This is a genomic window from Massilia atriviolacea (assembly GCF_003953935.1).
Lineage (GTDB): Bacteria > Pseudomonadota > Gammaproteobacteria > Burkholderiales > Burkholderiaceae_D > Telluria_A > Telluria_A atriviolacea.
In genome coordinates this window covers 90,514-110,047 of the sequence record NZ_RXLQ01000007.1, presented here as the reverse complement: position 1 = coordinate 110,047, position 19,534 = coordinate 90,514, and the positions used below count along the sequence as shown (strand labels likewise).

12 protein-coding genes and 2 pseudogenes are annotated in these 19,534 nt (G+C 64.3%); 8 read left to right on the top strand and 6 right to left on the bottom strand.

The window, feature by feature from the left end; all coding sequences use genetic code 11:
• Positions 1–3: 3 nt before the first annotated feature.
• A complete protein-coding gene (locus EJB06_RS14585) occupies positions 4–489 on the bottom strand; it encodes an asparaginase domain-containing protein (RefSeq protein ID WP_126074765.1) in 486 nt (161 codons plus the stop codon).
• A gap of 151 nt (positions 490–640) precedes the next feature.
• Here EJB06_RS14585 and EJB06_RS14580 point away from each other — a divergent pair, with 151 nt between their 5' ends.
• Positions 641–1,405, top strand: a complete 765-nt coding sequence (locus EJB06_RS14580; protein WP_126074764.1) for an L-asparaginase — start codon at positions 641–643, stop codon at positions 1,403–1,405.
• A gap of 65 nt (positions 1,406–1,470) precedes the next feature.
• Here the strand turns inward: EJB06_RS14580 and EJB06_RS14575 are convergent, their stop codons facing one another.
• Positions 1,471–2,505: a D-2-hydroxyacid dehydrogenase family protein gene (locus EJB06_RS14575; RefSeq protein WP_126074763.1), complete on the bottom strand. Its 1,035-nt coding sequence runs from the start codon at positions 2,503–2,505 to the stop codon at positions 1,471–1,473.
• A gap of 367 nt (positions 2,506–2,872) precedes the next feature.
• On the opposite strand from EJB06_RS14575, the gene EJB06_RS14570 reads away from it, so the two are divergent.
• The 4 genes from EJB06_RS14570 (at position 2,873) to EJB06_RS14555 (ending at position 9,176) form a co-directional block, all read left to right on the top strand.
• The gene (locus EJB06_RS14570; RefSeq protein WP_126074762.1) at positions 2,873–4,738 is read left to right on the top strand and encodes a phosphoenolpyruvate carboxykinase (GTP); all 1,866 of its coding nucleotides are present in this window, start codon (positions 2,873–2,875) and stop codon (positions 4,736–4,738) included.
• Positions 4,739–4,920: 182 nt separating this feature from the next.
• Positions 4,921–6,597: an MFS transporter gene (locus EJB06_RS14565; protein ID WP_229427088.1), complete on the top strand. Its 1,677-nt coding sequence runs from the start codon at positions 4,921–4,923 to the stop codon at positions 6,595–6,597.
• 3 nt (positions 6,598–6,600) lie between these two features.
• Positions 6,601–7,803 carry an HlyD family secretion protein gene (locus EJB06_RS14560; protein ID WP_126074761.1) on the top strand — a complete coding sequence of 401 codons (1,203 nt, stop codon included), beginning with the start codon at positions 6,601–6,603 and terminating at the stop codon, positions 7,801–7,803.
• The gene (locus EJB06_RS14555; RefSeq protein ID WP_229427087.1) at positions 7,800–9,176 is read left to right on the top strand and encodes an efflux transporter outer membrane subunit; all 1,377 of its coding nucleotides are present in this window, start codon (positions 7,800–7,802) and stop codon (positions 9,174–9,176) included. Before EJB06_RS14560 ends, EJB06_RS14555 begins: the two co-directional genes overlap by 4 nt.
• 119 nt (positions 9,177–9,295) lie before the next feature.
• Here the strand turns inward: EJB06_RS14555 and EJB06_RS14550 are convergent, their stop codons facing one another.
• A complete protein-coding gene (locus EJB06_RS14550; RefSeq protein WP_126074760.1) occupies positions 9,296–9,784 on the bottom strand; it encodes a P-loop NTPase family protein in 489 nt (162 codons plus the stop codon).
• 10 nt (positions 9,785–9,794) lie between these two features.
• Positions 9,795–12,641 carry an excinuclease ABC subunit UvrA gene (uvrA, locus tag EJB06_RS14545; protein ID WP_126074759.1) on the bottom strand — a complete coding sequence of 949 codons (2,847 nt, stop codon included), beginning with the start codon at positions 12,639–12,641 and terminating at the stop codon, positions 9,795–9,797.
• Positions 12,642–13,023: 382 nt separating this feature from the next.
• On the opposite strand from uvrA, the gene ssb reads away from it, so the two are divergent.
• On the top strand, positions 13,024–13,530 hold the full coding sequence (gene ssb, locus EJB06_RS14540; protein ID WP_126074758.1) for a single-stranded DNA-binding protein: 507 nt from the start codon (positions 13,024–13,026) through the stop codon (positions 13,528–13,530).
• An 89-nt stretch (positions 13,531–13,619) separates the two neighbouring features.
• Here the strand turns inward: ssb and EJB06_RS32540 are convergent.
• Positions 13,620–13,842 (bottom strand): annotated as a pseudogene (locus EJB06_RS32540) (IS3 family transposase); the annotation flags it as partial.
• A gap of 360 nt (positions 13,843–14,202) precedes the next feature.
• Between EJB06_RS32540 and EJB06_RS14535 the strand changes: the two are divergent.
• Positions 14,203–14,391 (top strand): hypothetical protein, encoded by a 189-nt coding sequence (locus EJB06_RS14535; protein WP_126074757.1) that lies wholly within the window; start codon positions 14,203–14,205, stop codon positions 14,389–14,391.
• Between the two features lie 130 nt (positions 14,392–14,521).
• Positions 14,522–18,331, top strand: coding sequence for a DUF4132 domain-containing protein (locus EJB06_RS14530; RefSeq protein WP_126074756.1), 3,810 nt, complete (start codon positions 14,522–14,524; stop codon positions 18,329–18,331).
• A gap of 272 nt (positions 18,332–18,603) precedes the next feature.
• Here EJB06_RS14530 and EJB06_RS14525 read toward each other — a convergent pair.
• Positions 18,604–19,487 (bottom strand): annotated as a pseudogene (locus EJB06_RS14525) (IS3 family transposase).
• Between the last annotated feature and the right edge of the window lie 47 nt (positions 19,488–19,534).

Here is a 19,534-nt window from a genome sequence, read left to right as displayed (position 1 = left end):
CGATTACAGCGGCTGGAACACCCCGGCCGCGCGGTTCTTGGTCACGTTATCCCAGGTAAAAATCTGCCCGTTCATCGCCACGTACACCCCCGGCGGCAGGATCTGCGCGGCGGCGCTGGCGCAGCCGAGGTTGAACAGCGCATCCGAATTTGCAATCTCGTACGGAATCATTGCCCCAGTCAAGACAATGCTCTTGCCGAGCGCGGCGGCGCCCAGTACGGCCGCCGTTTCCGGCATCGTATCGGTGCCGTGCACGATCACGATCGCCTTTTCCGGCGCCGCCTGGCAACTGGCCAGCACGCGCGCGCGGTCGGCGTCCTGCATGTCGAGCGAGTCGAGCAGGGGAAGCTGCTCCAGTTCGACAGGCACCGTCATGCGCGTGCGCGCCAGTACCGCGGGCAGATGGCTTTCCGCAAAGCCGAGCTTACCGGTCAGTTCATCATAATGTTTGTCGAAGGTGCCGCCGGTGGCGATGATGCGCAAGCTCATAGTGGTCTGGATTTCGTAAAAAGAAGGTGCCGTATGATAACGTGTAGCGTCGGCGATGTCGAAATGCGCCATCCCGGACGCGCAACTTGCCGGTGCGTTAGAATCGTCGACTGCGCATGAGTCCACTCATTTTTTTGTCCTTCAAAAAGCCATGAAAGCCCTTGCCCCCGGAACCGTCATTTTCCATCGCCATCGTGGCTATGGCGTCATCACGCACGTCAACCTGCTGACCGGCTGGATCTCCGCGCGCTTCGGCAGCGAAGCGCGCACGCTCGACCTGAACCTGTCGACCGACGACGTGCAGCACGCCGATGGCGAAGCGATCCTGTTCCGGCGCGCCCCGCCCGACCGCATGCCGCACGCGCGCCTGATGGCGATGGTGCGCGCATTGCACCAGGCCGGCTACGAAAAACTCTATCTCTACTCTTGGCCGAAGCCGTCCGGCCTGCACTGGCGCTGGCATTTGTTCACCGGCCAGCGCGACTGGATGCAGCGTCCCTGGCGCGAGGGCTGGTACGGCTCGGGCGCCGACTACAACGTCAACCCGGTGATGGGCTGGGGCGATTCGCCCGGCGCCACCACCGACGAGCTGGTCACCGCGCTGGCGCGCTTCGACCCGCAAGGCCTGGCGCAGGCGCTCGGCCGCGACGAAGACCACAGCGCATGGTTCGACGGCGCGTGCAAGCTCTTGCTGCCAGGCTATATGTACAGCCTGAACATGGAGCGCCCCGGCGCCGGCGGCTTGCAGGAAGCGCCGCCCGTGCCGGTGGTGCCGGTGCGCGCCAGCCTGCCGGCCTACGATGGCCCGGCACTGGCCTGGCCTCCCGGCTGGGCCGGCCTGTGGACGCGCGCGCACGTCATGCCGGCGCCGCCGATCGATGTTACCGGCGAGCGCAAGCTGCGCGAGCCGTCGTAGCGAGGGGGAATACCGGCAGTGCGGTAACACCGGGGTCAGACCCCTGGCCTTCGGTAACACCGGGGTCAGACCCCTAAAGGAAAAACCGGGGTCTGACCCCTTTCCCTTTCCTCCTTCCGCAGGACTTCCGGGTTCAGAATGTTAGACGGGGTGCTGTTCGCAAAGTTCAGCACATTGTCGAACGCGGTCCGGAAATACAGCTCGTAACTATCCTTTTCCACGTAGCCGATGTGCGGCGTCGCCAGCACGGTCGGCATGCGCAGCAGCGGCGCGTCCGGCGCCAGCGGTTCGCTGGTGAACACGTCGATCGCCGCATTGCCCGGGCGCCCCAGGCGCAGGGCCGCTTCCAGCGCGTCCGGCGCCACCAGCTCGGCGCGGCTGGTATTGACGAACAGGGCATCCGGCTTCATGCGCGCCAGGTCCTCGGCCGTCACGATGCCGCGCGTGCCGTCCGCCAGCCGCAAATGCAGGCTCAGCACGTCCGCGCGTTCGAACAGGGCTGCGCGGCTCGGGGCCGCCTCGAAGCCGTCGGCCAGCGCCGCCGCGCGGCTCGCTTCGCCACCCCAGACCAGTACCTGCATCCCGAAGGCCTTGCCGTAGCCGGCGATCATGCGCCCGATCTTGCCGTAGCTCCAGATCGCCAGGGTGCGGCCCTTGAGCGTGCGTCCGAGGCCGTTGAGCAGGGGATTGACCGACGCCGTCTGCCACTGTCCCTCTTTGAGGTTATTTGCGTACGGCACGATCTTGCGGCTGGCCGCCATGATCAGCGCCCAGGTCAGCTCGGCCGGCGCCACCGGCGAGCCGATTCCTTCGGCAATCGCCACCCCGCGCGCCGTGGCGGCGGCCACATCCACATGGCCGGCCAGCTTGCCGGTCTGCGAAATGAGCTTGAGGTTCGGCAGTTTTTCCAGCAAGGCCGCCGGAAACGCCGTGCGTTCGCGGATCAGCACCAGCGCCTCGAAAGGCGCCAGGCGGATGCCCAACTGGCCCGCGCCCTTGGCCGAACTGTTAAATACTTTGACATCGTGGCCGTCGAGCAGCTTGAAGCAATCGAGCTGGCGGACCGCGTCCTGGTAATCGTCGAGAATCGCTATTTTCATGGGAGATGGCAGAAGTTAAATTAATCTTCGTAGGTAAATAACAGGATACGGAATATTCCAAATAGCCTACTACGTTACTCAACTATTATTCCTACATTTTTGGCCTTTTAGCATTTAAAACCGCTAATAGCGGGTGTACAATCGCCCCCTAATTTCGGGATTTGTCCGCGTGCGTGGCCCTGTTTCCTGCCCCCCGCAAGTCCCCGCACTACCGTTCCACCAACCTCGCCCTCATCGAGGTTGTCGACATGACCGCCGTATCGCCGAACCTTTCTTAGGGAATGGATTCTTGAGCGCAAGCCGAAACGCTGACGACGATCCTGCCGTGCCGGGACAAGAAAGAATTCTTATTGGCATTGGAGGTACTATGAATCAGCCCGTGATGGGTGGCGTTGCAACACTGAACGTCCCAGCTTACATCAAACATCAAAAGCTCATCAATTGGGTCAGCGAAATTGCTGCCCTGACGAAGCCGGCCCGCATCTACTGGTGCGACGGCTCGCAAGACGAGTACGACCGCCTGTGCGCCGAGATGGTGGCCGCCGGCACGATGAAAAAGCTGAATCCGGAAAAGCGTCCGAATTCCTACCTGGCATGTTCGGATCCGACCGACGTGGCCCGTGTGGAAGACCGCACCTACATCTGCTCGGCAACCAAGGAGCAGGCCGGCCCGACCAACAACTGGATGGCCCCGGCGGAAATGCGCACCACCCTGAACGGCCTGTTCGACGGCTGCATGGCCGGCCGCACCCTGTACGTGGTGCCGTTCTCGATGGGGCCGCTGGGTTCCCCGATCGCCCACATCGGCGTCGAACTGTCCGACTCGCCTTACGTGGCGGTGAATATGCGCATCATGACGCGCATGGGCAAGGCGGTGTACGACGTGCTGGGCGCGGACGGCGAGTTCGTCCCTTGCGTACACACTGTCGGCGCACCGCTGGCCGCCGGCCAGAAAGACGTGGCATGGCCGTGCAACCCGACCAAGTACATCGTTCACTATCCTGAAACGCGCGAAATCTGGTCCTACGGTTCCGGCTACGGCGGCAACGCGCTGCTGGGCAAGAAGTGCTTCGCCCTGCGCATCGCGTCCAACATGGGTCACCAGGAAGCCCAGGCCGGCGGTACCGGCTGGCTGGCCGAACACATGCTGATCCTCGGCGTCGAATCGCCAGAAGGCAAGAAGCACTACGTCGCGGCCGCCTTCCCGTCGGCCTGCGGCAAGACCAACTTCGCCATGCTGATTCCGCCGGCGAGCTTCGGCGGCTGGAAAGTGACCACCATCGGCGACGACATCGCCTGGATCAAGCCGGGCGCCGACGGCCGCCTGTACGCGATCAATCCGGAAGCCGGCTACTTCGGCGTGGCGCCGGGCACCAACACCCGCACCAACTCGAACTGCATGGCCTCGATGAACGAGAACACCATCTTCACCAACGTCGCGCTGACCGACGATGGCGACGTCTGGTGGGAAGGCCTGACCAAGGAAGCGCCGTCGCACCTGATCGACTGGCAGGGCAAGGACTGGACCCCGGCGTCCGGCACCAAGGCGGCGCACCCGAACGCGCGCTTCACCGTGGCGGCGACCCAGAATCCGGTCATCGACGCCGCCTGGGACGATCCGGCCGGCGTGCCGATTTCGGCCTTCATCTTCGGCGGCCGCCGTTCGACCACCGTGCCGCTGGTGACCGAAGCGCGCAACTGGGTCGAAGGCGTGTACATGGCCGCGACCATGGGCTCCGAAACCACCGCCGCCGCTGCCGGCCAGATGGGCATCGTGCGCCGCGATCCGTTCGCGATGCTGCCGTTCATCGGCTACAACATGAGCGACTACTTCCAGCACTGGCTGAGCATGGGCAAGAAGATCGACGCCATGAACCCGGCCGCGCTGCCGAAGATCTACTGCGTGAACTGGTTCCGTACCGATGCCGAAGGCAAGTTCGTCTGGCCTGGCTTCGGCGACAATATGCGCGTGCTGAAGTGGATGCTGGAACGCATCGAAGGCAAGGCGGGCGGCACCGAGAACGTGTTCGGCACCACCCCGAATTTTGCCGACCTGAACTGGGACGGCATCGACTTCACGCAGGAACAGTTCGACACCATCACCTCGATCGACAAGGACGCCTTCAACGAAGAGCTCAAGCTGCACAACGAGCTGTTCGAGAAGCTGGCCTATCACCTGCCACAAGAATTGGTGGAGACCAAAGCCACGCTCGAAAAGCGGCTGGCTGCTTAAGCGGCGTAGACCCCGGCTAAGACCGGATGAAAAAAGCGCGTCTTCGGACGCGCTTTTTTTCGTCCGCACGCTTGAGCGCGGGTGCGCTACGGCCGTGGGCAATTTATCTTATAATTTTCCCACTATCAATCCCAGAGCCGATGCGCTCGACATCGCCGGCCCGTCGCCCGGAGTCCGCCAGCATGGCAGCAGCGCCCCAGTACCTGAAACCGACTCCCGCCTGGGAAGAACACGAAAAACCGACCATGCCGGGTTCGGCGTCGATGCCCTGGCATCCGCCCCACATCCGCTTTGCCTACGCCTGCGTGGCGCTGCTGGTCGGCATTACCGGCGGCCTGGGCAACGCGCTGGTGTCGGCCAACCTGCCGGCCATCCAGGGCACCCTCGGCCTGACCCCGGCCGAAGCGGCCTGGCTGCCGGCCGCCTACATCATGGTCAACGTCACCTCGAACCTGATGGTGTTCAAGTTCCGCCAGCAGTACGGCCTGCGCCTGTTCGCCGAGATCGGCCTGTCGCTGTACGCCTTCGTCACCCTGCTGCACCTGCTGGTGGGCGGCTTCGAGATGGCGATCCTGGTGCGCGCCGCCAGCGGCCTGGCCGCCGCCACCACCAGCACCCTGGCCATGCTCTACATGCTGCAGGCCGCGCCCAAAAAATATACAGGCAAGATGCTGGTGCTCGGGGTGGGCATCGCGCAGATCGCCACGCCGCTGGCCTGGCTGATGTCGCCGGCCCTGCTCGACATGGGCCAGTGGCACAACCTGTACCTGTTCGAAGCGGGCCTGGCCCTGTGTTCGCTGGCCGCCGTGGTGGTGCTCAAGCTGCCGCCCGGGATCCACATCAAGGTGATCGAGCCGCTCGACTTTGTCACCTTCGCGCTGGTCGCCCCGGCGGTGGCGATGATCGTCGCCGTGCTGGCCCAGGGTTTCACGCGCTGGTGGTTCGACACGCCCTGGCTGGCCTGGCTGCTGATCGCCGCCGTGCTGCTGTTGACGATCGCCCTCTTCATCGAGCACCACCGCGCCAATCCCCTGATCCAGACGCGCTGGCTGATGATGGGGCCGACCATCCGCTTCATGATCGGCGCCTTCCTGATCCGCTTTCTGACTTCCGAACAGACCTACGGCGCGGTCGGCCTGCTGCGCACCCTCGGCATGGGGCCGGACCAGATGCAGCCGCTGTTCGCGGTGATCCTGGCCGGCACCATCTGCGGCATGGTCGCCAGTTCGATCACCTTCAGCCCCAAGACCGTGATCCCGCAAATCCTGTTCTCGATCCTGCTGTTCGGCGTGGCCGCCTGGCTCGATTACGGCCGCACCAGCCTCGATCGCCCGCACGATTTTTTTGTGAGCCAGTTCCTGGTGGCGCTGGGCGCGGGCATGTTCATGGGACCGATGATCATGATCGGCATCATGCAGGCGCTCAAATTCGGCGCCGACCACGTGGTGACCTTCGTCGTCATGCTGGCGATGACGCAAAGCCTGGGCGGCTTTACCGGCGCCGCCGCGCTCAGCACCTACCAGCTGCACCGCGAGCATGTGCATTCGACCGAGATCAACGCCCAGCTCAATCCGGCCGATCCGGTCGTCGCGCAGCGCCTGCGCCTGCAGCAGCAGGTCTACCAGGGCGTCAATACCGACCCGGCCCTGCGCGCCGCCCAGGGCGTCGGGCAACTGGCGCAGATCAGCCGGCGCGAGGCGAATGTGCTCGCCTTTAACGATGTCTTCGCCCTGAGCGGCGTGATCGCCATCCTGTTCCTCGGCTGGTCGCTGTTTGTCGCCGTGCGCCTCGCGCGCCGGCAAAAGCGCGAAGCCGCAGCCTTACTTAAACAGGCGCCCGCGGGCGCCCCTGCCGGATAAACCATGAGCAATCCACTTCCTCCTTCGCGCGGCGAGCCCGCTGCCGACGATACCTCAGGCGAGGCCAATCCGCCGCTGCCGGGCGACTCCAGCAACACGGGCGCCCCGATTCCGCCGGCCGCCGTGCCGGTGGCACCCGAGCCGCCACCCAAATACATCAAGCCCAAGCCGTGGACCGTGGTGCTGATGGCCGGCGTCGCCCTGGTCGGCATTGTGCTCATCATGTGGGCCTGGCGCCTCGGTCCCTTCGACAGTACCCTGGTCCAGACCGACAACGGGTATGTGCGCGGCCAGATCACGGTGCTCGCGCCGCAGGTCAATGGCTATGTGGCCGACGTGCTGGTCAAGGACTTCCAGTTCGTCAAGGCCGGCCAGCCGCTGCTGCGCATCGACGACCGCATCTACAAGGCGCGCGTGGAGCAGGCCGAGGCCCAGCGCGACGGCGCCATCGCCGCGCTGGACAACTTTACCCAGACCCAGGCCCAGAACCGCGCCCGTGGCGGCGCCGCGCGCGCCACCCTGGTGGCGGTGCAGGCCGAGCGCAATCGCGCTAGCGCCGAACTGGGACGGGTCGAGGAGCTGGCGGCCAAGGGATCGGTGTCGCTCAACGAGCGCGACCGCGTGCGCATGACGACCCAGCTGGCCGGCGCCAATGTGCTCAAGGCCAAGGCCGATATCGCGATCGCCGAAGAAACCGTCAAGGCCACCACGGTCTCGCGCGGCGGCCTGGAAGCGCAGGTCAAGACCGCCGAAGCGCAGCTGGCGCTGGCCAAAATCGACCTGTCCAACACGGTGGTCAAGGCGCCGCGCGACGGCCAGGTGAGCGAGGCGTCGGTGCGCCTGGGCCAGTACGTCACGGCCGGCTCGCAATTGCTGTTCCTGGTCCCCGACAGCATGTGGATCGTGGCGAACTTCAAGGAAAACCAGACCTGGAAAATGCGCATCGGCCAGCGCGCCACGTTCACCGTCGACGCTTTCAACGGCGCCGCCCTGGGCGGGCATATCGAGCAGATCGCGCCGGCCACCGGCTCCGAGTTTTCGGTCCTGCGCGCCGATAACGCCAGCGGCAATTTCACCAAGGTGGTCCAGCGCCTGCCGGTGCGCATCGCCATCGATCCGAACCAGGAACTGGCGCGCCGCCTGCGTCCCGGGATGTCGGTGATCGTCAAGGTCGATACCGCCGGCGCGGCGGAGCAGCAGCCGTGAGGCGCCGCCTGTTCCTGGCCGCCGGCGCCGCCTGCGGCCTGAGCGCCTGCATGCCGGCCCTGCGTCCCGCACCGCCGCTCGCGAACATCACCGTGCCCGATGCCTGGCGCGACGGCCCTGCCGGGAAGGCGGCGGTCGACGCGCAGTGGTGGCGCGCCTTCGGCAACCCGACCCTCACGAATCTGGTGGAAGCGGCGCTGGCGCACAACACCAACCTGCTCGCCGCCGTCGCGCGCGTGGAGCAGGCGCGCGCGCTGGCGAGCGTGGCCGATTCGGCTGCGCTGCCGGCCGTCAACGCGGTGCTGGGCGCGGCGTCGGCACGTGCGCCGGCCGGCGCGGCGCTGGTCAATGCGCGCTCGCTGCAACCGGAGTTGCAGGCCAGCTGGGAGCTCGATTTGTTCGGCCGCCTGCGCGACCAGTCGCGCGCCGCCTCGCTGCAGTACCAGGCCACCCAGGCCGAGCGCGATGGCGTGGCGCTGTCGGTGGCGGCCAGCACGGCGCAGGCCTACGTCGGCCTGCTGGCGCTCGATGCCCAGCTCGAGATCACCAAAGGGACCGCCGCCTCGCGCGCCGAAGCGCTGCGCCTCGCGTCCGACCAGGCGCGCGTGGGCTACACCTCGCAGCTGCAGCTGACGCAGGCGCAGAACGAAAACGAAGCGGTGCTGCAAGCGATTCCGGAACTCGAACTGGCGATTCGCCGCCAGGAAAACAGCTTGCGCGTGCTGGTCGGCGACTTGCCCGGCGCGCTGCCGCGCGAGCGCCGCTTCCAGGACCTGCCGCTGCTGCCGGTGCCGGCGGCGCTTCCCTCAAGCCTGCTGGCGCGCCGGCCCGACGTGGCGCAGGGCCAGTTGCTGCTGGCCGCGAGCGACGCCACGCTGGCAGTGCGGCGCGCCGAATTTTTGCCGCACGTGACCATCAGCGCCAAGTTCGGCCAGCTGTTTACCAACGGCCGCGATTACGATCCCGTGACCGTGTGGAGCCTCGGCGGCAGCGTGCTGGCGCCGGTCTTCTCCGCCGGCCGCCTGAACGCCCAGGTGGACGTGGCTAGCGCGCAGCGCGACCAGGCGGCGTATGCCTATCGCGGCGTGGTGCTGGCCGCTTTCAGCGAGGTCGAAAACGCCTTGAGCGGCGTGACGCGCCTGCAAGCCCAGATGGCGCATGCGCAGCAGCGCCGCGACATCCTGGCGCGCACGCTGGACTTTGCCAGGGACCGCTACCAGGCCGGTTATGCCTCCTATCTGGAAGTGCTCGATGCGCAGCGCAATCTGTACCAGGTCGAACTCAATGCGGTGACCCTGCGCCAGAACCAGGTGAACAATCTGGTGGCCTTGTACCGCGCGCTGGGCGGCGGCTGGAGCGCCGGCGCGCAGTAACAGCAGTAACAGCAGTAACAGCAGGAACGCCAGCCTGGACCTGGCCGGACCGCTGCTGGAAGCGCCCGCCCTGGCGGCGCTGTTCGGCGACAACGCGGCGCCCGCCTGATTGTGTCTTTTCAGGCGGCGTCGCCCGACAGCGGCGCGTCTTCGCGCTTGGCGCCCTGGAAGGCGTCGTACACGCGGCGGTGGAAGGCATACGAGCAGGTGTCGTCGCGCACGTCGTACTCGCCCACCCATTTCATCAGGTAGGGCAGCATGCTGTCCTGTTCTTCCTTGGACGCGTACTTGTGCGGCTCCCACGGGCGCTGCGCGTTGTTGGCCATGCAGGCATCCTTGCCCGGATTGATGAATACCAGCTGGGTGCAGAACGGCAGCGCCTTTTCGATCAGGTCCCCGTAGCAGCCTTCCACCACCCAGTCGGTATGGCTGCGCACGAATCCGTACAGGTCGGCCAGCACTGCGTAGGCCGGCCGCGCCACCGCCACCGCGCCCGGGGTCCAGTAAATGGTGTCCAGATCGAGGTGGATCAGCTGGTGCTGCGCGGCCAGCTCGCGCGCGCGCCACGACTTGCCGGATCCCGAATTGCCCATGATCAGAACGCGCATCGCTATCCTTTTACGCCAGCAGCGGCACCAGGTACTTGCCGGTGACGCTGTCCGGATTGGCCGCCACCTCTTCCGGCGTGCCGGCGGCGATGATCTTGCCGCCGCCTGCGCCGCCTTCGGGACCGAGGTCGACGATCCAGTCGGCGGTCTTGATCACATCGAGGTTGTGTTCGATGATGACCAGCGTATTGCCCTGGTCGCGCAGGCGGTGGATCACCTTGAGCAGCAGGTCGATATCGTGGAAGTGCAGGCCGGTGGTCGGTTCGTCCAGGATGTACAGGGTGCGCCCGGTGTCGCGCTTGGACAGTTCCAGCGAGAGCTTGACGCGCTGCGCTTCGCCGCCCGACAGGGTGGTCGCGCTCTGGCCGAGGCGGATGTAGCCCAGGCCCACATCGAGCAGGGTTTGCAGCTTGCGCGCGATCAGCGGCACCGGCTTGAAGAATTCGTGCGCTTCTTCCACCGTCATGCCCAGCACTTCGGTGATGTTCTTGCCCTTGTACTGCACTTCCAGCGTTTCGCGGTTATAGCGCTTGCCGTGGCAGACGTCGCACGGCACGTAGACATCGGGCAGGAAGTGCATTTCGACCTTGATCACGCCATCGCCCTGGCAGGCTTCGCAGCGCCCGCCCTTGACGTTGAACGAGAAGCGCCCGGCGCTGTAGCCGCGCTCCTTGGCCGCCGGCACGCCCGAGAACAGGTCGCGGATCGGCGTGAACAGGCCCGTGTAGGTGGCCGGGTTCGAACGCGGCGTGCGCCCGATCGGGGCCTGGTCGACCGAGATGACCTTGTCGAAGTGTTCCAGCCCGCTGATCGCATCGTGCGGCGCCGGTTCGGTCTGCGAGCCGTACAGGTGGCGCGACAGGGCCGGGTACAGCGTGTCGTTCACCAGCGACGACTTGCCCGAACCCGAGACGCCGGTCACGCAGGTCATCAGGCCGACCGGCAGCTTGAGGGTGACTTTTTTCAGGTTGTTGCCGGTGGCGCCGGTGATCACCACCTGCTTGTTCTTGTCCGCCACGTGGCGCTTCTTGGGCACCGCGATGCCGAGCGTGCCATTCAGGTAGCGCGCGGTCAGCGATTTTTTGTTCTTGAGGATGTCCTTGAGCGTGCCTTCGGCGATGATCTCGCCGCCATGCACGCCGGCGCCCGGGCCCATGTCGACGATGTAGTCGGCGGTGCGGATCGCGTCTTCGTCATGCTCGACCACGAGCACGCTGTTGCCGATGTCGCGCAGGTGCTTGAGGGTCTCGATCAGGCGGTCGTTGTCGCGCTGGTGCAGGCCGATCGACGGTTCGTCGAGCACGTACATCACGCCGGTCAGGCCCGAGCCGATCTGCGAGGCCAGGCGGATGCGCTGCGCTTCGCCGCCCGAGAGCGTATCGGCGCTGCGGTCGAGCGACAGGTAGTCGAGGCCCACGTTATTGAGGAACTTGAGGCGCGAGACGATCTCCTTGACCACGCGGTCGGCGATTTCTTTCTTGGCGCCCTTGAGGGTCAGCTTTTCGAAGAAGTCCAGGCACTCGCGCAGCGGTTTGCGCGCGACCTCGTAGATGGCGCGCTGCTGCTTGCCGGTGCCGACCTTGACGTAGCGCGCTTCCACGCGCAGGCGCGCGCCTTCGCACGAGGGACACTGCTTCTCGTTGATGAACTTCGCCAGTTCTTCCTTGACCGCCATCGAGTCGGTTTCGCGGTAGCGCCGCTGCAGGTTGTTGACCACGCCCTCGAAGGTGTGCTCGCGGATCACGGTGCGGCCGCGCTCGTTCACGTAGGTGAACGGGATCGAGGTCTTGCCGGAGCCGTACAGGACCGCCTGCTGCGAGGCCAGGTCGAGCTGCTCGAACGGCATGTCGATATCGAATTCGTAGTGCGCCGCCAGGTTCGACAGCATCTGGAAGTAGAACTGGTTGCGCCGGTCCCAGCCCTTTACCGCGCCCGAAGCGAGCGACAGGTTGGGGAAGGCGACGATGCGGCGCGGGTCGAAAAATTCGATGTGACCGAGGCCGTCGCATTCCGGGCAGGCGCCCATCGGATTATTGAAGGAGAACAGGCGCGGTTCGAGCTCCTGCAGCGAGTAGCCGCAGGTGTTGCAGGCGAACTTGTTGGAGTAGACGTGTTCCGCTCCCCCGTCCATTTCGAGCACCACGGCGCGCCCGTCGGCCAGGCGCAGCGCGGTCTCGAAGCTTTCCGCCACGCGCTGCTTGATCTCCGCGCTCACCTTGACCCGGTCGATGACGACGTCGATGGTGTGCTTCTCGGTTTTTTTCAGCTTGGGCAGGTCGTCGACTTCGTAGATGTTGGCCTCATGGGTGCCGCTCTGGATGCGGAAGCGCACGAAGCCCTGGGCCTGCATCGCGGCGAACAGGTCGCTATGCTCGCCCTTGCGGTTGGCCACCACCGGCGCCAGGATCATCAGCTTGGTCTCTTCGGGCATGGCCAGCACCGCGTCGACCATCTGCGACACCGTCTGCGCGGCCAGCGCGTGGTCCGGGTGGTTGATGCAGTAAGGGGTGCCGACGCGCGCGTACAGGAGGCGCAGGTAATCGTGGATTTCGGTGACTGTGCCGACCGTCGAACGCGGATTGTGCGAGGTGGCTTTCTGCTCGATCGAGATGGCCGGCGACAGGCCCTCGATCAGGTCGACGTCGGGCTTTTCCATCAACTGCAGGAACTGGCGCGCATAGGCCGACAGCGATTCGACATAGCGGCGCTGCCCCTCGGCGTACAGGGTGTCGAACGCCAGCGAGGACTTGCCGGAGCCGGACAGGCCGGTGATCACGATCAGCTTGTTGCGGGGCAGGTCGAGATTGATGTTCTTCAGGTTGTGCGTACGTGCGCCGCGAATGCGGATCTGTTCCATGTGTTGTGTGCCTTAAACGGGTCAGCTCATACTATAGCTGTGTTTCGAAAGCGACGTCTGCGGGGACGATTGCCGCGTCCGCAGTTGCGCCAGGGGCGTATTGATCTTGCTCAGGGATTGTGCAGCTTTGTATTTTATTTTCACTGTATATAATACCAGTATTCATGCCGCCAGCAAACGGATGACGTGTCGACAAGGGCGGAACTCCGCGCCGGTTTTGTTGTCTGACTTGACAGTGCGCGTGGTCAGGCGGCGCGGCGGGGAGGGTGAGGGCGCCGCGTAGAATAGACATTTGGCATCCCGGCTGACATATAATCCTCGTCTGGCAAAACATCATCGCGCCGCGGGACGCCCGCCGCAGCAGTTCAAACAGGAGTAATACATGGCATCAGTCAATAAAGTCATCATCGTCGGCAATTTGGGGCGCGATCCGGAAATCCGCTACATGCCCAGCGGTGACGCCATCGCCAACATCGCCGTCGCGACCTCGTACAAATCGAAGGACCGCAATACCGGCGAGCAAAAAGAGCTGACCGAATGGCACCGCATTTCCTTCTTCGGCCGCCTGGCTGAAATCGTCGGCCAGTACCTGAAAAAAGGTTCCTCGGTCTACGTCGAAGGCCGCCTGCAGACCCGTAAATACACCGACAAGGATGGCGTCGAGAAGTACGCGACCGAAATCGTTGCCGAACAGATGCAGATGCTGGGCGGACGCCAGGGCATGGGCGGCGACGCCGGCGGTGGCGGCGGCATGGACGATGGCGGCTACGATGCGCCGCAGCAGAGCCGTCCGGCGCCACAGCGCCAGGCGCCGCCTCCGCCGCCAGCCCGTCCGGCACCGAAACCGGCGCCGAATTTCTCGGACATGGATGACGACATTCCGTTTTAGTACGTACCTAACGCCGTAATGTAAATAAGCCCCTGTAATTGATTGAAGTTACAGGGGTTTTTTTCATTATGGGACGGTCTAGATGTAAACAACGGTTTGGCACTTGCACGTACCCGCGCACGACGTAAACAAGCAGCCTTGATCGCCACCTTCAACCGCTCATCGTCCTGCGCGCGCTGGGACGGCGGGCGGTCCACTGCCGCGTAGTATCCGCTGCGCGACACGTCGAAGACTAAGTGGGTAGTCGAGTCGCAGCGACTTCATGAACGCGTACCGGGCAGCGACTCCCTCGCAAAGTACGCGGTGGCCTTCCTAAGAAACTCACCTTGACGCCGGATGTCTACCATGCGTGATGGACATGAACCGCCCAAGAAAAGATATTTTTCGGTAGCAATACGTTGAAGAAGAAGCGAAACGATTGGCGATTGACCATCAACTTCGATCTTCCCGGACTGCGCCTATTGCCGAGAACGCAGTCTAACAATATTGGGAGTCCAGCAGGGTCTGACTCCGTTCTTACTGGATCACGGGCTTTGCGGCGGGTCTCGGGAAGGCAATTGAAATGAGCCGCATTTTCGTGCGGCGCTTTCAAGCGCCATCATATCGATACGCGCCTTGGACGTGTGCCAAAAGGAGTCACTTGCCGATGAACTGTTCCGTGTTGAGCCAAACATGTTCAGCTCGACCATGGTGCCGCAGCGGATGGGGGTCTCGCTTGAGAAAATGGACTTCGCGCTTCATCTGCCGTTCATCGGCTTCCAATCCATGAAGGAAACAGGCTTGACCTGGCCGCTGATTACCGAAGCTGTTAGCGGGTTTGTAAAAGCGCGTAAATATTATGGGACTTGCGCGCGCTTTTGAGCAGCGATCGAATGGTGCCCGATTCTCCTGGAGAGACCTCACCATACTGTGCATTTAGGACAGTCGGCCACTGCACGGGTTTGTAACCGCGCCTGCCGATATACATGAGCGATAATACAATGTTATTAGTTTGACCGACGCACACAACATGAAGGCGGAACGCATGCGGCATTTCGAGTTTGACGACGGCACATCCCGGAAATTCTGGAGCATTGAACAGGATGATTGCGAGCTTGACGTTTGCTTTGGCAAATTCGGTACGACCGGCCAGCGCCAGACCAAGGTTCATGCCGATGCGGCCAAGGCGGCTGCCGCGCTGGCCAAGTTGGTCAAGGAGAAGACCGCAAAGGGATATGTCGAAACAGGTGCCGGTGCCCCTGTCGCAGCGCCGGTGCCGGCTGCGGAGGCAGCGACGCCACGTGTGACGCCGGAACCCATCGCTCCGGTTGAGGCAGCGCCCGCGTCCCCTGGCGCGCGCACTGCTATCGCCCCGTGGCTGGCACTCGACACCCTCGTCGTCATACCGCCGAAGCTGGCCGCGCTGGCGCTGCCGTCACGCCGCTTTCCCGGCAAAAAGCCAGGCAACGACCTGGCAAAACTGTGGGACAAATTTTGCGAAGCGATGGCCGAGAGCTTTTGTTATCCCGAGTACGACGTGGCCTCCAAGGCTTTCAAACCCGCCGTTAACGAGGCTGCTACACGCTTCCATCAGGACCAATGGGAAGGCTCGCTCGAATCGGACGCGATACTGCTTGCAGCCGAAGCAAAATTACCTTCCTACAGCAAGGCGGCGCGCAGCACCGGGTCGGCATTCGTCGATTTTCTGGTGGCCCGCAAGGGCCTGGCCTACGCGCTGGACGTGCTGTTGCAGATGGAGCGCTGGAGCTGCACCGTCGAGCACAAATCGAATGGGTATTACTTCAGCTTCACCGACGCCGACGAAAATGCCTTCAACTACACGAATAACGGTATTTACACGGCCACCGAACTGGCCTATCGCGCACACCTGGCCCATGCCGACCAAGCTACCTGGGATCAATGCCTGGCGCTTTGCCAGGCAGCCGTGCCCGGCCTGCCGGTCAAGCGCCGTCCACTGTTCGGCCTGCTGTTTTCCGAGCAGCCCGGCTGGTGCGAGCAGCTGATACGGGACTACGCGGCCACTCCGGACTTTACGCCCGCGTACTGGTTGCAACTGGGGGCAAGCTCGCCGGAAACCGTGCGCCTGACAACATATGCGCCGCCCTCATACCGTGGCGCTGAATCGGGCTTCACCTACCCCCGGCTGGTCGCCACGCTGCTGCAGGAACGCGGCCTCGCTGCCGAGGCGCTGCTGGTCGCGTATCCGGAAAATGACCTGGCTGCCGAGGGCCTGGCCTGTATCGGGACGCCTTCGTCCATGCGCGCGCTGGCCGGGGCGAGCAGGACCGGCAAAGAGGCGATGGCGCGCTTCACCGCTGCCGTGCAGTGCTGGCCGCTAGCTGGCATTGCCGGGCTGAGCGAGATGATCGGCGCCGAGCGCAAGGTCATGACGGCGTTCGCGCCCATGCTCGCGACCTTGCTGCGCAGCCAAGCCGACATGTTGGCCGCGCTGAGGCCATGGCTCTCGGACGAGGCCAACAAGGTCATCGACATATTGAGCGCGCAAATTGGCGGGCGCGCCGATCTGGCCGGGCCGGCCGATTTGCCGCGGGTGCTGGCCGTGGCGCCATGGACGGTGCCAGGGCGCCGCGCACCGGCACCGATGGAGCTCGATCTGCTGGACCTGGCGCCTGTCGAACAGTGGGCCGAGGGCGAACGCGAGGCCCTCCTTGTGCCGAGCGAGTGGGACCGGACGCTGAGCGAAAAGCTGGGCAACTTGCCTGGGCTGATCGACTGGTTCCGCCTCGGCACGAAGAACACTGACCGTGTCGCGCGCTGCCTGGCGAAGCACGATGGCGCTAACCTGGCCGCATTGTGGATCGAGCTTCGCGACAGCCGCGACGAGTGCCCTTATTTCAGTGCGCGCGGCGCCATGCTGATGCCGCAGCCAACGGGGCTGGCGTTTTGGAATGAGCTAGCCTGCCAGGAGGACTACGATATCGATTTTGTCCTTGCCCGGTCAGGTGTCGGCGCGATCCCCGGCATGGTCCTCGTCTGCACGTTCCGTGCCTTGAAAACGCTCCACCTCGCGCTGCACCTGGGGGCGATCGAACTGGCGCTGCCCGTCGCGCGTGCCTTTGCAGAGCTGAAGACGGTGCGCGATACCGCGCGCCAGTGGCTGCTGGCGTTTCCCGAACATGCCGCCTGCGGCCTGATCGCGTATGCGCTCGCGGCGCCTGGAGCGGAGCGCCGCTGCGCAGTGCTGGCGCTGCGCCTGCTCGCGGCGGAAGGCCACGACGCTCTGCTGATGGCGGTGGCGAAGCGCTACCCCGATCCGGCCGTAGCGCTGCGCGTGCGCGCGCTGCTGGACGAAGATCCGCTCGAGCGCTACCCCGACAAGCGCATCAAGGCGCCCGATTTCTGGCAGCCGGCCGGATGGACCCGTCCAATCCTCGCCGCTAGTGGCAAGGGCTTGCCCGACCAGGCGCTCGACCATCTCGGGACCATGCTGCGCTTTCCCACCATTGAAGGCCCCTACGCCGGCATCGTCGACGTCAAGGCCGCGTGCACGTCCGATTCGCTGGACGCTTTCGCCTGGGATCTGTTCATGGCCTGGATGGACGCCGGCGCCCCGGCCAAGGAGGGCTGGGCCTTTCTCGCGCTGGGGATGCTGGGCAACGATCACAGCGCGCGCAAACTGACGCCGCTGGTGCGGGCGTGGCCCGGCCAGTCGCAACACGCACGCGCGGCAGCAGGGTTGGACATACTGGCTGCCATCGGCACCGATACGGCGCTCATGCTCCTGAACGGCATCGCCAAAAAACTCAAGTTCAAGGCCCTGCAAGACCGCGCACGGGCCAAGATCGAGCAGATCGCCGAAGCGCGCAATTTGAGCATCGATGAGCTCGAGGACCGGCTGGCGCCGGACCTGGGGCTGGACGATAACGGCAAGCTCGAACTGGACTTCGGGCCGCGCCGGTTTACGGTCGGCTTTGACGAGACGCTCAATCCCTATGTGCGCGACGACAGCGGGGCGCGCCTGAAAGACCTGCCGAAACCGAAAGCCAGCGACGACCAGGCCCTGGCGGCAGAAGCGGTGGCGCGCTTCAAGCTGCTAAAGAAGGATGCCAAGGTGATCGCGGCGCAGCAGGTGTTCCGGCTCGAGTGCGCGATGTGCACGCCACGTCATTGGACTGCCGAAGTCTTCGTGGCCGTCCTGGCGCAGCATCCGCTGCTGCGCCACATTGTGCAACGCTTGGTATGGGGCGTGTACCAGCAGGTGGCGCAGGAGCGGGCGCGCCTGGTCGCCTGTTTCCGGGTGACGCCGGAGGGCTTCTATACCGGCGCCGGCGACGAGGATTTTGTACTGCCCGGCGGTTCCGACGTGCGGATCGGCATTCCTCATGCGCTGGAACTGCCCGCCAGTGACGCTACTGCCTTTGGCCAGCTTTTCGCCGACTACGAATTGCTGCAGCCATTCGCGCAGCTCGGCCGCGACAGCTATCGCGCTGAAGCAGACGAGCTGGACGGGTGCACATTGCAGAGGTGGGAGGGCAAGGTGGTGCCGACCGGCCGGATACTCGGTCTGGTCAACCGGGGCTGGCGCCGCGGCAGTGCGGAAGACCACGGCTGCATGTATTACTTCTGCAAGCCGATCGGCACTGACAAGGCGGCCATGCTTTCCTTTGGTCCCGGCATTTATACGGGCAATCTTACCGAGAATCCGGAGCAGACGCTCGCCTTCGTACAGTACGGCAAGGCCAACCGGGACGGTTTTCCTTCGCCGACAGAAAGCCTGTCCACGCTCGACCCGATTGCCCTGAGCGAATTGATACGCGATATCGCCGGGCTGTGTGCATAGGCTGGTGGCGTCTGCACGGGTTTGTAACCGCGCCATGAAAGTATGCATGAGCGATAATGTATGTTTTTAATTTCACTAACAGCAAGCAAGCCCTGCAGGAATGTAGCCGCACGTTTAATTTGGAGTAACCGATCCGTTCACGGTATTGATGAGCTGAGAACTTATGCGCGACGTGGGAGTGCAAGTCTCGACTGTTGGTAACCTAACCAATCAATGCCAGTTGGGGTGGCAACCGAATCGCCCCGGCTTTCGTGGAGGCCGGTTAGTGTGAGTCAGGCCGGGATGGCTTGACTGTTCTCTTGCTTGTAATAGTTTTCCTCAGCTTCAGCTGGCGGTATATAGCCGAGTGGTTCCAGCAGACGGTGGTGGTTAAACCAGAACACCCATTCCAGCGTGGCCAGTTCGACGGCCTCACGCGTTTTCCAGGGAGCGCGGCGCTAGATCAACTCTGCTTTATAGAGCCCGTTGATGGTCTCGGCCAGGGCGTTACCGTAACTGTCGCCCTTGCTGCCCCCAGATGGATCGATGCCGGCTTCAGCCAAGCGCTCGCTGTACTTTATCGACACATATTGCGAGCCCCTGCGCATCGAGCACGAAGCCGGTCCGCATCGGACTGCTCACCCGCCAGCCGACGATGCGCCGGGCAAACACATCGATGACGAAGGCGACATAGACGAAACCCTGCCATGTCGCGACGCAGGTGAAATCGCCGACCCATAGCTGGTTCGGCCGCTGCGCCCTGAACTGCCGGTTGACCCGGTCGCGTGGACATGGCGCCTTGGCATCGGCAACCGTCGTGCGCACAACCTTGCCGCGCATGACGCCGCGCAGGCCGGCCTTGCGCATCAAGCGCGCCACCGTGCAGCGGGCCACGTCCTTTCCCTCACGCCGCAGTTGGCGCCACACCTTCTCGGCCCCGTCGACCTGCAAGTTCGCCTGCCAGACGCGCTCGATGTCGACGGTCAGCACGTCGTCGCGCTCAAGGGCCTTGACGCGCTCCTCTTGAGCAGTTGTCGGCCCGGGACGCTGGCCGGTATCACGCTCTTGCTGGCGTACCCAGCGGCGCAGCGTCTCGGGCGTACAGCAGATGTTGGCCGCGATCGACGGGAATGGCAGCCCAGTGTGACTCGTACCGGCTGCCCGCTTCGCTGCCCATGCGCACGGCGCGCTCGATGACTCCGTTCTCTCAAATAATGGAGCCTC

What these genes read in the sequence shown, in the direction of transcription:
- EJB06_RS14550 (WP_126074760.1), bottom strand. Translation starts at nt 9,784, where the DNA reads ATGCGCGTTCTGATCATGGGCAATTCGGGATCCGGCAAGTCGTGGCGC.
- EJB06_RS14560 (WP_126074761.1), top strand. Translation starts at nt 6,601, where the DNA reads ATGAGCAATCCACTTCCTCCTTCGCGCGGCGAGCCCGCTGCCGACGAT.
- EJB06_RS14565 (WP_229427088.1), top strand. Translation starts at nt 4,921, where the DNA reads ATGGCAGCAGCGCCCCAGTACCTGAAACCGACTCCCGCCTGGGAAGAA.
- ssb (WP_126074758.1), top strand. Translation starts at nt 13,024, where the DNA reads ATGGCATCAGTCAATAAAGTCATCATCGTCGGCAATTTGGGGCGCGAT.
- EJB06_RS14580 (WP_126074764.1), top strand. Translation starts at nt 641, where the DNA reads ATGAAAGCCCTTGCCCCCGGAACCGTCATTTTCCATCGCCATCGTGGC.
- EJB06_RS14570 (WP_126074762.1), top strand. Translation starts at nt 2,873, where the DNA reads ATGAATCAGCCCGTGATGGGTGGCGTTGCAACACTGAACGTCCCAGCT.
- EJB06_RS14535 (WP_126074757.1), top strand. Translation starts at nt 14,203, where the DNA reads ATGTTCAGCTCGACCATGGTGCCGCAGCGGATGGGGGTCTCGCTTGAG.
- EJB06_RS14585 (WP_126074765.1), bottom strand. Translation starts at nt 489, where the DNA reads ATGAGCTTGCGCATCATCGCCACCGGCGGCACCTTCGACAAACATTAT.
- EJB06_RS14575 (WP_126074763.1), bottom strand. Translation starts at nt 2,505, where the DNA reads ATGAAAATAGCGATTCTCGACGATTACCAGGACGCGGTCCGCCAGCTC.
- uvrA (WP_126074759.1), bottom strand. Translation starts at nt 12,641, where the DNA reads ATGGAACAGATCCGCATTCGCGGCGCACGTACGCACAACCTGAAGAAC.